The following is a 13,817-nucleotide window of genomic DNA, read 5'->3' as shown; positions in this document are numbered from 1 at the left end:
AATTGGCATTGCTACCCAGCAAACTGTTCAGATAGCATCTCCCGATAGGTCTGCCAACGAATGAATGATATTGGTTGGGTCTTCTCCCCACGGATCCCACAGATTACTTGGGTCCCGTTGTAGCCAGTGAGTCTTAAGCCCAAAATGATGTGCACCGATAATATCGAAGGCATTACTCGAGATAAGTTGGGTGTCTGGATCGCCTGTTTGCTCAACAAGGTATGTATAGACCGCTGGGTTAGGTTTAAAGGTTCTAATTGCCTCGCAACTGATCACGCTATCAAAAAGCCCGAGCAGATTGGCATTGGCGAGCAGGCTTTGCAGCGCTACCAATTCACCATTGGAAAAAGCGACTAGATTATTTCCCTGCTGCTTGAGTTGTAAAAGACTACTTTCGACATCAGCAAAGGCGGGCAGAGTTAGGTAGTGTTGCAAAAGTTGCTGTTTGGTCGCCTCTTGGAGTGGCGCTTGGTGCACTAAGCAGGCGTACTCCAGCGCATCCGCAGTACAGGTAGAAAAGGGCACGTAGTCTTGCATCAGGGCGCGGCGAAAGGCGTATTCAAGTTGCTTATTGCGCCAAGTGTGGCTGAAGGCTTGTGCTTGCTCGCCAATCAGTTGATGAAGTTGGGTAACCACCCCGTGGGTATCAATCAAAGTACCATAAACATCAAACGCATAGGTTGGCATGATTTCTCCTTGATTTGCTATTTGGTGGGCTTGCTTAAAAATTGAACACATGTTCAAGTTACTCAGGTTTTCTATTTATCGCAAGGTTTATAATCAATGCTTTGCGTAAGATCCCTTTACCCTTATTTGAGACCTAACTACAATTGAACTAACGTTCAAAAATAGAATGAGGCAGTATCTATGGCGAAAAGTGCGAAATTTGACCGCTTTGAGGTCATCGACAAGGCAACCCAGCTTTATTGGCAGAAAGGTTTTCATGCAACATCGATGCGTAACTTGCAGGATGTGATTGACCTTCGCCCAGGCAGTATTTATGCGGCGTTTGGCAGTAAGGAAGCGCTGTTTAAGGAAACCCTGCAGTATTATTCTGACAGCGGGGTGGCGAAACTGGCGCGCTTTCGCAACCAACATGGCTCGCCCTTGCAGGCATTAAAACAGTTTATCCGCTCGCAGGTGATCGGCTCTTTGACTCAAGCGCCGAGCGGTATGTGCATGCTGGCGAAGACGGTTGCTGAACTGACCGACGAGCATGCTGAGCTGTTAGATTTTACTCGCAAGGCACTACAACGGATGGAAGGGGAGTTTGCCAAGGTGCTTAGTGATGCGCAAAAGGCAGGCGAGTTAGATGCGAGTAAAGACCCAAAGAAGATGGCGGGTTATGTACAAGTGCAGATCGCGGGGCTGAGAACCTATGCCAAGGTGTGTAATGATCCGCAGCGGCTCGAGGAGATGATTGACGAGATGTTTAGCCATCATCCGTTCTAACTTATTTCTTCTAACTCTTTGTTTGGTTTGTGCTTATTGTTAAGGTCGTTTTCTATACATTTTTTGTGTTATTTTTCTTCAAAAAATCCTAATCAAACTCTCACCATCCACTGACATTTGTTTGGGCGTGATACGCACAATGAGCGCCCTAAAATAGCGATGCAGTGGAATGGTTCGATGGAATTTACGCGAGAAGATACAAAAGCCCTTTATCAAATCTGGATGTCACAAAAAGCCAAAATGCGTGTGACGCAAATGGAGATGGCGAAACAACTTAACCTCACCCAGCGTGACTTTTCCGCCATGCTGCGCGGTGAAATCCCGCTAACCATGGCGTTTGTCAGTCAGTTCTGTGCCCTGATGCATGTTGAGCCACAATTGATCCTGCCTTCCTTGAAGGCGGCTGATGGACAGGCGCCAAAGGTGGTGTACCTAAAAACAGCGATGACCATAGATGGGGAAATCCAACGTGCTTATATCGAGGGTAACTCTGTGATTGTTGAATACGCCCACACAGTTGCATAGGCATACTCATATCAGACAATCCCAACCCTTAATAACGGCGAATGCGCTCGTGCTTGGTTAGGCTGCCTTCGGTGACTTTATTATCCAGAAAGCGATAAATGCTTGGCTGAGGGAAAATCCGGTTACAGCCACTGTGTCTGGCACGTTGTAGGTTATGTGCACTCTTCTCAACAAACGCATTGAGCGAGCGGAAGTAAGACTGCGGGCTCATTGCCGCCACACCTGAGCTCAAGGTAAGCCTGTCTGCGACCGAGGATTGCTTATGAGTCAGCTTGGCATCGAACAGGGCTAGGCGAACCGATTCGGCTAGCAACTGCGCGGTCATCTCCTCCGTTTCAGGTAACAACACCACAAAGGTGCCAACACCCCAGCGAGCGACCTTATCAGCAGGGCGGCAAAAGTGTTTCTCAATTAATGCCGCGACTTGCAACAGCGTTTTGTCGGTCATTAATGGGCCGTGACGCTTTGAGTAGTGGTCAAAATCATCGAGGTCAAAGAACAGCAGAGCCAGTGACGATTTGTTTCGGCGCGCCCTGGAAAACTCCATCGATAGGTGCTCTTCAAACACGGTGCGATTCGCGACGCCGGTCAGGTTATCGGTGCGCGATAGTGAGTGATTCACTTCGCGAATTCGGTCTAGCTCGAGCTGCATGTATTTCTGTTCGGAAATATCCGACATTAAGCCAGCAATCGTGGTGGTTTGGCCTAGTTCCTGACTCACATGGATGGTATCTCGTAGCCAAATGTAGTCGCCCGATTGGTGTCTGCAGCGGTACTCTAGCTCGAGATCGGTTCCCTGTTCACAAAGCTCCGCCCAGTACTCAACCGTTTGCTGGCGATCTTCTGGGTGAATGCGCGCAATCCAGTCGCGCACAGAATTCCAACTACTTTGTGGCCAGCCGAGGATGTCTTCTACCTGAGGCGCGATGTAAGTAAATTCCTTGGTTTTCCAATCAATGCTCCAAGGCACATGGTGACTCGACTGCAATAGAGTCTGGTAAATATTCTCATTCAAACCGGTTGGCATAGCGACTCCTTGATTGCAAACCTCGACCCCAAACAGTCGGCGGATACGTTCTAACATGGCAATGACCACTTGTTACTTGTACGACTATAGTGATTGTACGTTCAAGACTAGGACAGGGTGACAAGCTTAGATAGGAGGGAAATTGAGTAAAACAGCCGATTGTAGGGTTATTTATAACTTCGTCTTACTTTTGCATAACTAAAACCGATTAAAACAAGGCGGCGAGGTGCGAGTATCACTCCGTTCCGAGGTGCGAGGAGTTTAGTTGTCGCTGCGGTTAATTTGCTCCTCTTAGAGTCGAGGCCGTACTCGCGATTCACTCCTTGTGTTACTGATTGCTACCAAGAGTGCGAGCTTCAAGGCACTAAAATCAAAAACAGGAGAGAGGCGCGGGCAACACTTCGTTGCGAGTTGCCTATCTCGCCTCTCGTCTCTCGATTCTCGCCTCTGTTACTCCTCGCTCCTCGTAGGGCAGAGCCCGTACCCGAACCCCGCCCCCTCGTTTTTTAGTCCCCGTCTCGATAACGCTGCTCAACCTCGTCTTGCGCCTCGAACTCTTGATAAGTCACTTCCGTCACTTCTTCACTGCTAAAGCTGAGAGTGACTGGTTGTGAGTAGTTAGGCACATCGTCGTATGAGAACACCGAGTAGTACTTGGCTTTATTAGCATTGCCAAAGCGGTCAAAGGTATAGCCATCTTTGCCTGCGTATAGTTTAACGCCATCAAACGGGTTGCGTGGTGGGTGAAAGCTGTTTCGCACCACATAGCTGCCGACTAAGGCTGGGTCATCGGGGTTTTGCCAAGTCAGTTTAACGATTCCGCCCTCCATACAAGCTTGCAAGTCGGTCGGTGGTGGCAGCGCCTCTTTTCTGCGCTCAACATAAGTGAGGTGCAGTTGGGGGGTAAAGCCATTGGCATCTGAGTGCGTCTTCCACTCCACGCGATTATCTGATTGCTCAGACTCCGATGTCGCGAGTAAGACCAGGCGGATGGGTTTGCCGCTGTCATGCAGCGCCTCCAAGTGCTGTCTGGCGCTGCTATCAAACAGGAAGGTTTGCTGAGGATTGCGCGCCAGATCTTGACTGCTGACCTCGTAGCCCACGTACTCAAGGTCATCAAAGCTGGTGGGCAGAGTATCGAGCGTGCTGTCATCATCAATAATGCCAACACTAAAGCGCATCGAGCGGCTCGATGAGCGACCAATGTCCGCCTCAAGAACCACGCACGCCTCGGTGATGACGATGTTTTTCTGCTCGGATAAACTCGGCAGGGTAAAGGCGATCTGGCCAATTTCAGGATGACCTTGGCTATCAAACCCACTGACAAGGTGATGAGTATCAATGTGATCGGTGGTAAAGGTTTGATAATGGTCGGCGCTGATCTGCAGATGTTTGGGTTTGCGCTGATAGATCAGATACAGGCTAGGGCGGTAGTGAATACCCCCACCAAAGCGACCGTAGCCAATATCGAACTGCATCATTTGCGAATCGTTGCCAAGTGGCAGCTGATCCGGCCCTTGAATACGCAGCAGCAAGCGTCCGCGCTTGAGCTGCTCTTCGATTAGACGCCTTTCCATCGCTGTACATTGCCAGATCTTCCAGATCCCTTGTGTGAGCTGATCCGAGTCGATCGTGTCGCCAAGGGTTTGTACTGGGGTGGCATTGTGGATCTGGTTGAAATCGCTAATGTCAGTGATTTGCTCTGGGTCGAGAATTGAGACTGACCACTCGCCATAGTTTTCTATCTTGGCCCCGACGCGGTTCATCGGGTAGAGAGAGAACTCGGCTTGGCTGATCGTTGCATCCTCAGGCAAACGACTGAGGTCATAGTCAATCACCCCATAACAGACCCCTTTGGTCTTATTGACGCCAATAAATAGCGAGTTATGGCCAAAGTGCTCACTGTTGTTTTTCGTCAGCTCACCGACATAACCAATCTTTTCGGGCTGTGGGAACAGGGTGAAAGCACAATCGGCCTTGTCGAGCGGCGTCTTGAGTCGCAACTCAGGTGCAAACGGCGAGGTGATACGGTTGAACTTATCGACCCGGCGCAGGTTATAGAAATAACGTTGACCGGGCTTTAGCTGCTTATCGACAAACTCATGCTGGGAGGTGATAGCGATTAGGTTCTCACGCGTGCATGGCGCCTTGGGTTTTTCGCTGCGGTAGACCTGAAAATGGCAGCCGTTCTCTTGCTCATCCGCTTGCCAAACCAGTTCCGCTTGGTTGGCCTCAACTCGGCGCACGGTAAACTGCTCTGGGCGCGATGGGGCAAGCTCCGAGTAGTTAATTGCGCTACGCAGGGCATACAGCAGCGCGGGGATATTCTCATCCACGCTCTGTGACATGTTGATCAGGTAGTCGGGGATGTTACGGCTACCGACCTCGACGACCGTTGCAAGGATACCGCGATCGTAATACCACTCGCGGCCACTGCCATGTATCAGGTTGGCTGGTGGCTTGCCACGGTGAATGCCATATTGGCGCTTGGTGACCTTATAGATCTCGTGCGCCATATTGGCACACAAAATATTCAGGTCGGTGCCTTCTATTTCCGCTTCATGGTTGAACTTGTGGGCGGGAAAGAACACATTTCCTTGTGAGTGATAATCCAGCGCGATACGAATGTTGCTATGCGCCTCGACAAAGCTCTTTATCGCTTGGGTCTCTGGCTCTGAGAATGCATCAGGCCCCCCATAGATGTTGGATCCGGTCTGAGTGGAGTGGCGAAAATTGACCGCAAAATTGCGGTTAAGATCAACGCCAAAGGTGCCATCGCCATTGTCACGGCGATTCTTGCGCCAAAACGAGAAGTGATTGTGTGAATACTCAAAACCATCTGGGTTAAGGCACGGCACCATATACAGGGTGTTGCGGCTAAGAGCATCAATCACATCAGGATTGCTATCAAGGTTATCCAAGATGTATTGGATAAAGCTCACCGCTAACTCATTACCAATCCATTCGCGCGCATGAATGGTACCGGTATACAACAGCGCGGGCTTGAGATCGGCATAAGCGACATCTTGCGAGATGGTGACCAGCAAGATAGGGCGTCCCTCATGGGTCTCACCGATACTCTGCAACCGGATCAGATCCGGATGCTTGGCCATTGCGCTCTCTAAAAAGGCTTGGGTCTGCTGATAAGACAGGTACTGCTTTTTCATTTAACTGCCTCAGCCTCAGTGCCTATTGCCTCAGAAATGGCCTGCGCTTGCCATTCAAGCGTGATAGCGTCACATTTTTTCTGTTTTAGACCCGGGACGGTCATCAATAGCTCAGGCTGCTCGCATAGGGCATGCAAGGTCTGCTCAGTGCCAAGATGCTCAATAATAGTATTAGCCAGGTTTACACCGATACCTTTTACAGTGCAGAAAAACGCAACTAGTTGCTCGGCAGACAACTCTGGTTGCTGGTTTTGCGGCGCGATATCTTGGTCTGGCACCTGTTCGAGGCTTTCGATAGCACTATCTGCTGTCTCTAGCTGAGTCACGTGTTGTTTTGCTGCCATCAGTTGGTGTGGGTAGAGTCCCTGGCGATTCCAGACCTCACTCGGCCACTCCTCTGACAGCTCGTTACTGGTGCGGATCAGTGGATAGTCTTGGTGATTCGGTGCCAGTTCGCCGGTATCCGTGGACAGGCTCGCTTGACCAAAGCTCAGGTGGCGCATTACGCGCAGCAGCGATGAGTCAATCTTGCCTAACTCCTCCCAGTTACGATGAGCAAAGTACGGTTTTTTAAAGTCCTGAGGGGCAAATAACCACATCAAGTATTGGCCAATCCAGTCCCGAATGTACGGGAAGGCGGCAAAGGCAGTAGCACACTCTAGGATGGTATAGTCATCGTCCATACTTACCGCAATATCGCACGCCCAGTATTCGGCATTAGCGGCCTTTGAAGCCTCAACCGCCAGATCCAAAACCGCTTGCGGAACCGCCTGATAATCCATACTGCCGCCTTGGCTGGTATTGGTCAGCCACTCACCCTCTGGTGGGCGACGCCAGAAGGCACACACTGGCTGATGACCCACGAGCATCACGCGGATATCGGCCTTCATTGGCACGAAGTCTTGGATGTAGGCTGGGTAGTACTGCTTTTTAGCAAATAGGCGCAGCGCCTCTTGCTCAGAGTCGACTTTGTGGACGAAATAACCGCCATAGTTTGACGGGCCATAAGAGCGCTTGACGATTTTTGGGTAATCGGTATGGCTTAAGTACTCAAGCGCCTCATTGACCTCGTAAAAGATCTCGGTCTTCGGAATTGGCAACTGATATTTATGACAAAAATGCGTGACGTTCTCTTTGGACTTATTGCAAAACTGACTGTCGAGCGAAGGGACGAACTCTACCTCTGGCAGCGCACGACTGATCTCGCGAAAGGTCTCATACGCCGTAGCAGGGATATTGCCCACCAAGACCTCGATCTTCTTACGCTTAACCTCGTTGATAAAACGCTGCTTGTCGTTTCCCCAGTGGTACACCACTTGTTCGATTTTATCTGGCCAGCCTTTGAAGTTAGAGCGGTCAAAAAAGCGTAGGACGTGATCTAAATACAACAGGCCAATTTTTGGGCGTGATGCTCCCTGGGTGTTCATAGTGCAATTTCCTTATAACTGTCGGTGTTAGGTGTTGGGATAAAGGAGGTAGAAAGCTGATCGATAAGCGGCTCAACCGGTCGCTTGGTTGCGGTGACCTGTCGCTCGATAAGGTCGGCAATCAAGTCAATTTTGCGTTGGTTAAAATTCAGCCCTGATGCCTCTTGGTCAGGGGTGGCAAAAGCAGGGATGCCATTGACCTCAATCACCACATAGCGCTGATATTCGAGGTCATAAATAATGTCTACGCCTGCGATCTCAAGACCCGTTACACGAGCGGCGCGTTTAGCCAGCTCGATCACTTGCTCGTTTGGTTCACGTAGGATCACTTGGCCGCCGCTAGAGACATTGGTCTTCCAGCTACCGGGGGCAGCTTTGCGCCCGTAGCAAGCAACGAATTGACCATCGACGATATCGATGCGGTAATCGGAGTAGTCGTTGTCGATCACACGCTCGAGATAAAACTGAATCTGAGGCTGGCGCTCGATAAAGGGTTTGAGCAGGTCAAGATCGCGCTCTTGCTCGAGCTTGATAATGCCATTGCCGCCCCAGCCATCGACGGGCTTACAGATGGCTTTGCCGCGCCAATTGCGGAACTGATCACGTACCTGATCAATATTGTCTCGATTGCACACCAAGTAATCGGTGGTGGTGATACCACACTGTTTTAAGCGGTGCGCGGTACGAAATTTATCTTCTGTCAGTGCAAATGAGGCGTAGTTATTGATCATCGGCATCATGCTGTCGATGGTCTGGTATAGGTAGACTTGGTAGGGCGTCTGCTGACCGGCGTTATAAGAGAAAAACAGCTCCAGCTCTGAGAGATCCCTGCCTTGGCAGTACACACTGCCATTTTGTGCATAGGCATTAGCCAGATTTAACCCACTAACGGTTTGTATATCCCTATCGAGAAGATTGTTAATAAGTTTTTGCTGAATTTGTTGACCGCCGCCGTTTTCGTACATCCACATGCCAACCCTGTGAGATCCCATACTGTGCCTCGCTTGAATTAATGGTTATGAGAGTTTTGTTAATAAAGTTTTGCTGACGTTATTTATATTTCTGTAACTTGGTGAACACATTGTTGCATTATTATGTTGTAAATCTGTTACAGATGCAGCAACATTTTGCACAGATACGAAAAAACTTTTTGCGATAATTCATGAGGGTGAGAAACTTAATGGTCAACTTTAAAGATCTGGAAGCGCTGGTGGAGATAAACTCTTGGTCTCACAACAAAAAAGGCGTCGACCAACATGGTTCATTGATGAAAACTTGGTTGGAGGCGTTGGGATTTGCATGCGAAGAGCACCAACGCGATCAGATTGGCAATCACCTGCTGTTTACCAGTGGCCAAGAGGGGACAAAACCTAGACTGCTCTTACTCGGACATCTCGATACGGTGTTTCCCCCAGGCACCTTTGAGGGATTTCGTCAGGACGAAGAATGGGTTTATGGTCCAGGGGTTTGTGACATGAAAGGTGGTAACTTTGTCGCGTTGTCGGCCCTAAGGCAGGTTTACGCTCAAAATCACCACCTAACGAACATCGATTTCTTGCTGGTCAGCGATGAAGAAACCGGCAGTGATGACAGCAAAGCACTAACTCGCTCGATAGCCTCGCGCTATCAGGCCTGTATCGACTTTGAGGCGGCGGGGGAGAATCATGAGATTGTGATCGGGCGTAAAGGAGTGGCGACTTATCATATCGAACTCCATGGTCGAGCGGCTCACGCGGGAAATTCTTATACCAAAGGTTGCGATGCCAATTTAGCCGCGGCGAAGATGCTGGTTAAACTGAGTGAACTGACAGCGCTTGAAAAGGGCACCACGGTCAATGTTGGCAAGCTCGAGGGAGGGATCGGTGCTAACACCATATCCCCTCACGCCAAGTTGAGTGTCGAGGCAAGGTTTCGATCTATAGAGGAGCAAAGTCGGGTGCTCGGAGCAATCGAGGAGATAGCGGCCCATCCAGAGGTAGAAGGTGTCACGAGTGACATCAGTGGAGGATTGCAGCGCGATGTCATGACCCCAAGCCCCGCGCAGGAATTCTTGATTGGTCAGATTGAGGCGCTGCTCGGTTACACCTTACCGACAGAGCAGCGCGGTGGTGTCAGCGATGCCAATATTGTCGCGGGTGCCGGCGTGCCTACGCTGGACGGATTTGGACCTTTTGGCGATGGAGACCATACCGTGCATGAACGGGCGCTGAAGTCGAGTTTTGCGCGTCGTATTGATGAGGCGACTAAGATATTGATGAGTTATTGCCGCTAACGCAGAGTTTTAATTAGTTCCTTCAGTAATGCTAGAGTGAGTCGTTAAAGATCCTAGCTCCTTATGAGCCCCGATAAAGCTTGTACAGCCTCTTTATCGGGGCTCTTTGATTATGTTGCTAATACCAAGTACTCATATCTATAATCATGCTAGTTCAGTATATGTCCTTGAATGGGAGAGTCCCTCAGGGCATTAAAGCTAGTTATAGGCGCGAGCAACTCTACCCTGACTAGTAATGGTATAAGTCTCTGTGTGTGCAGGAATCAAAATCGACTGACCTGGTTGGAAGGTCAATGCGTTACCTCTAGCATCGGTGATGGTGGCGGCAGAATCTATAGCAAATAAGATCTCAGCGCTGTTTGGAAGATGAGTGACCGCTTGAGGCGCGTTAAGGATCGCAAAGCAAAAATCATCCACTGGCGTTGGATAGATGTCGCTATGGGAGTGATGTTCAGCTTCAGTTATCAAGCTTGCGTAAGGAGTAGGCTCGAATTGTGTACAGTGGATCAGCTCCGGAACATCGATGTGTTTTGGCGTTAGACCGGCGCGTAAAACGTTGTCTGAATTCGCCATGATCTCTAACGCGCTACCATGAACGTAGGCATGTGGTGTGCAAGCGGCAAGGTACATGGCTTGTCCGGGCTCTAGAGTGATGACATTGAGCAGCAGTGGCGCAAACTGGCCGATATCATTTGGGTACTGCTGGCTGAGTTTGTTGACCAGATCAAAGGTGGCGTGGTTAGCGTTCTTTTGCGCAAGTGCATTAAGCTCAATCAGTGCACTATGCTTGTCGTGCTCCTTTAGCCCAAGCAGGCCAGCAAAAAACCTCTCCAGGCCATCCGCGTCAGGCTGATTGTCTAATTCATCGACCAAGCCTTGAATCACAACGTGCTTGAAAGGGCGGAAGTTATCGATGATCTCTTGATAGCGTCTAAAGCCGTTGAGGGCAGTGTACTCCGTTAACGCATAAACCAGTTCGGGCTTGTGATTCGGATCCTTATAGTTTCGCTGCGGCGCATCAAGTGGTATTCCCAGTTGGTTCTCGCGCGCGAAGCCTTCGATAGCCTGTTGCTTTGAAGGGTGGACTTGGATCGAGAGCGCCTTTTCTGCCGTCAGCACCTTAAACAAATAAGGCAGCTCACCATATTTTTCTAACGTCTGTGGGTCGAGGATTTGCATTGGTTGGTGCTGAATAATTTCTGATAACGTTACGATTTTTTGGTTAAGCAAAATTTTTGAGCTACCTTTGCTGTGAGCGCCCATCCATACCTCTGCTTGTGGCGTATTGGTGCTGTTTTCGATGCCAAAAAGTGCATTAAGCGCATCTTTGCTCCCCCAATCATAGTGTTGTACAACATTGTCCATCAGATAAAAGCTGTTATTGATTAAATTCATAATAAGGATCTCGGTGATTGATCGTAACGTTATCATATTCGAAGGGTATATTTATTTGAGTGACGGCGATCTAATTACCAAAACGTTACGATTTTGATGGTGCGACAATGGATAGCTAGTTGCTATCGGAATAGGGATGAGAACGAATGTTCGCTTGAATCAAAAAGCAGAGCGGGCGAGAAAAAATATGGGCAGCAGTAGGATTTTAAGAGAGGTTAGCCTCTTACACGGTGTAAGAGGCTAGAAGGCTTGTTTTAGATTCGGTTCTCGGTTGAGGCGCAGAACAGGGAGATATTATTGAGATTGAAATGCAGCGGTAACTCGAGACCGTTGGTCATCTCAACATCGGCATCAAGCTTGGCTCGTAGTGCTTGGCCGGCAAGATCAAACTCAACGATGGTCTCTGAGCCCGTCATCTCATACGCATTGGCCTTGAGGTCGGTCTCAAAACCGCTGTTGACGGGGGACTGAGAGACATGCTCTGGTCGAATTCCCAAGATCACCGCGCGGCCTTCAACCGGTTGCTCGGCAAAGGCATAGTGATCGACTGGGATCAGATGCTCACCAATGGCCACATGCCAGTAGTCAGTATTGGCTTGGGTAAGTGTACCCTTGAGCAAACTGATTTGCGGCGCGCCAACAAACTTAGCAACGAAGATATTATTGGGCTGGTTGTAGATCTGGTAGGGTGTACCAATCTGCTGAATAAAGCCCTTATTAAGCAGAACTACCTTGGTTGCCAGCGTCATTGCTTCGATTTGGTCATGGGTTACATAGACTATCGTCGCGTTGAGGTCGTGGTGAAGTTTTTTCAGCTCCAGTCGCATTTCACCGCGCAACTTGGCATCTAGGTTGCTCAAAGGCTCATCAAACAAAAATACCTTAGGATTGCGCACGAGAGAGCGACCAATCGCTACACGCTGACGTTGCCCGCCCGAAAGCTGTGCCGGCGTGCGGTCTAGTAGGTGATCAATTTGAAGCATTTCAGCGACTTCCGTCACGCGCTGCTTGATTTGCTCTTTCGGCTTTTTGTTGATCATCATACCAAAGCCAATGTTCTCTTCGACCGTCATGTGCGGAAACAGAGCATAGGATTGGAACACCATCGAGATATCGCGATTCTTCGGGTCTTCGAGTGTGACATCTTTATCGCCAATAAAGATATTGCCTGCGGTGATGTCTTCTAGACCAGCAATCAGACGCAATAAAGTGGATTTTCCGCAGCCAGAGGGACCTAGCAACACGGTAAAGCCACCCGCATCCATAGTCAGGTCAATTTTGTTCAATATGGTATTTTTACCATAGGTTTTGTTTAGTGATTTAACCTCAACAGCATGCATAATTTTGTTCCTCGTAAGCATTAATTCGTGAGTAGATCTCAAGGCAAGCGCGTGCGTTGTGGTATGGGCACTTCCAAGGCTCTACCTTTGGCTCATTGATGTAAGGGCTGCCAGAGCGGTCGGTTTTCCAATGCCACTCTCCATTGTTTTTGTCGATAAGATTGGTGGTGATGATCCGCCAGCAGTCGTTGGCGGCTTGCCAAAACTTGGGTGAAAAGTCTTTTTGGAATGCATTGTAAAAGCCGACCATGGCCTCTGCTTGCACCCACCAGATTCGGTCACTGTCGAGTAAGCGACCTGACTGCAGCTCGTTAAACACTGCACCATCTGAGTCGAGGCCTTCTTCGAGTGTCACTGCAGCCATCTTCGAGGTCAATTGGTAGATACTATTGGCTAGGCTGCGGTTATTGATTTGATCGGCCGCATCATCCAAAAGCCAAGTGCCCTCAATGTCATGTCCATAAGAGACATCGTGCGAGACACACTGCCAATCGGGGGTGAAGAACAGGCCAAAGTGCAGGCTATCATCGATAATATCAGACTTAAACAACTCAAGTAGGGCAGTGATCTGCTGCTCTAGTCGTTTATCCGGCCACACCTTGTGGAGATTGGCGTAAGCCTCCAAAATGTGCAGGTGGGTATTCATTGATTTCGCCGCGAGAACGCCTTCTTCGGTATCACACACCAGGTGATTTTCAATCGGTTGCCAAGTGCGATCAAAGGCCTCGTGATAGCCTTGGTGATGGGTATCAAAGCCATGCTTTTCAATCAATTCAAACAGACTAATCGCCAGTTGTAGCGCTTGTTGATTGTGACTTGCTTTGTAGTACTCACTCAAAGCGTAAATGGCAAAGCTTTGGTTATATACGTGTTTTTGTGAGTCGGCGATTTGTCCCTCGCAATCAAGCATCCAGTACACACCACCGTGCTGTGGATCGAGGGCAAATTGCTCAATAAAGGCAAACGCATGATCTGCCGCCTCAAGGTACTCTTGGCGTGGAAACACATTATAGGCCGAGGCAAAGCTCCATAAAATGCGCGAATGCAGCAGAACTGACTTTTGGTGGTTAGGGTCTATCTCGCCCTCAAAAGAGGCATAGCAGTTAAACCCACCGCGTGGCTTATCGACCATGGTGAGCCAATAGCCGAGGATATTGTCCTGAACTTCATCAGACACTTGTTGCTTTAATTTCTTCAAACTTAACATAAACG

Annotated in this window: 11 protein-coding genes; 3 read left to right on the top strand and 8 right to left on the bottom strand. The window is 49.3% G+C overall.

Translation table 11 applies throughout. The features are described 5' to 3' along the window. Positions 1 to 27 precede the first annotated feature (27 nt). The gene (locus ACSTTG_RS08405; protein ID WP_438474460.1) at positions 28 to 687 is read right to left on the bottom strand and encodes a haloacid dehalogenase type II; all 660 of its coding nucleotides are present in this window, start codon (positions 685 to 687) and stop codon (positions 28 to 30) included. 180 nt (positions 688 to 867) lie between these two features. Here ACSTTG_RS08405 and ACSTTG_RS08400 point away from each other — a divergent pair, with 180 nt between their 5' ends. Next, positions 868 to 1,452 (top strand): TetR/AcrR family transcriptional regulator, encoded by a 585-nt coding sequence (locus tag ACSTTG_RS08400; RefSeq protein ID WP_438474459.1) that lies wholly within the window; start codon positions 868 to 870, stop codon positions 1,450 to 1,452. 177 nt (positions 1,453 to 1,629) lie between these two features. After that, complete coding sequence (locus ACSTTG_RS08395; RefSeq protein WP_438457705.1) at positions 1,630 to 1,977, top strand: XRE family transcriptional regulator; 348 nt, start codon at positions 1,630 to 1,632, stop codon at positions 1,975 to 1,977. A gap of 28 nt (positions 1,978 to 2,005) precedes the next feature. Here the strand turns inward: ACSTTG_RS08395 and ACSTTG_RS08390 are convergent, their stop codons facing one another. The 4 genes from ACSTTG_RS08390 to ACSTTG_RS08375 all read right to left on the bottom strand — a co-directional run bounded on the left by ACSTTG_RS08390 (position 2,006) and on the right by ACSTTG_RS08375 (position 8,590). After that, positions 2,006 to 3,004 carry a sensor domain-containing diguanylate cyclase gene (locus ACSTTG_RS08390; protein ID WP_438474458.1) on the bottom strand — a complete coding sequence of 333 codons (999 nt, stop codon included), beginning with the start codon at positions 3,002 to 3,004 and terminating at the stop codon, positions 2,006 to 2,008. Between the two features lie 506 nt (positions 3,005 to 3,510). Next, entirely contained in the window at positions 3,511 to 6,171 is a 2,661-nt protein-coding gene (locus tag ACSTTG_RS08385; RefSeq protein ID WP_438474457.1) for a M14 family zinc carboxypeptidase, read from the bottom strand. After that, on the bottom strand, positions 6,168 to 7,598 hold the full coding sequence (locus ACSTTG_RS08380; protein ID WP_438474456.1) for a hypothetical protein: 1,431 nt from the start codon (positions 7,596 to 7,598) through the stop codon (positions 6,168 to 6,170). The genes ACSTTG_RS08385 and ACSTTG_RS08380 overlap by 4 nt, the downstream gene beginning before the upstream one ends. Next, positions 7,595 to 8,590: an ATP-grasp domain-containing protein gene (locus ACSTTG_RS08375; protein WP_438457709.1), complete on the bottom strand. Its 996-nt coding sequence runs from the start codon at positions 8,588 to 8,590 to the stop codon at positions 7,595 to 7,597. The genes ACSTTG_RS08380 and ACSTTG_RS08375 overlap by 4 nt, the downstream gene beginning before the upstream one ends. Positions 8,591 to 8,778: 188 nt before the next feature. Between ACSTTG_RS08375 and ACSTTG_RS08370 the strand changes: the two genes are divergently transcribed. Continuing rightward, entirely contained in the window at positions 8,779 to 9,870 is a 1,092-nt protein-coding gene (locus tag ACSTTG_RS08370; protein ID WP_438474455.1) for a M20 family metallopeptidase, read from the top strand. Positions 9,871 to 10,068: 198 nt separating this feature from the next. Here the strand turns inward: ACSTTG_RS08370 and manA are convergent, their stop codons facing one another. The 3 genes from manA to ACSTTG_RS08355 form a co-directional block, all read right to left on the bottom strand. After that, positions 10,069 to 11,265, bottom strand: a complete 1,197-nt coding sequence (gene manA, locus ACSTTG_RS08365) for a mannose-6-phosphate isomerase, class I (RefSeq protein WP_438474454.1) — start codon at positions 11,263 to 11,265, stop codon at positions 10,069 to 10,071. A 254-nt stretch (positions 11,266 to 11,519) separates the two neighbouring features. Then, the gene (locus ACSTTG_RS08360) at positions 11,520 to 12,605 is read right to left on the bottom strand and encodes an ABC transporter ATP-binding protein (RefSeq protein WP_438474453.1); all 1,086 of its coding nucleotides are present in this window, start codon (positions 12,603 to 12,605) and stop codon (positions 11,520 to 11,522) included. Beyond that, positions 12,592 to 13,812: an AGE family epimerase/isomerase gene (locus ACSTTG_RS08355; RefSeq protein ID WP_438474452.1), complete on the bottom strand. Its 1,221-nt coding sequence runs from the start codon at positions 13,810 to 13,812 to the stop codon at positions 12,592 to 12,594. Before ACSTTG_RS08355 ends, ACSTTG_RS08360 begins: the two co-directional genes overlap by 14 nt. Positions 13,813 to 13,817 lie beyond the last annotated feature (5 nt).

The sequence above is a fragment of the Vibrio glycogenivorans genome, assembly GCF_051660965.1.
GTDB lineage: Bacteria > Pseudomonadota > Gammaproteobacteria > Enterobacterales > Vibrionaceae > Vibrio.
Note: the sequence above shows the minus strand (reverse complement) of the source record. Positions and strands in the feature narration are given on the sequence as shown.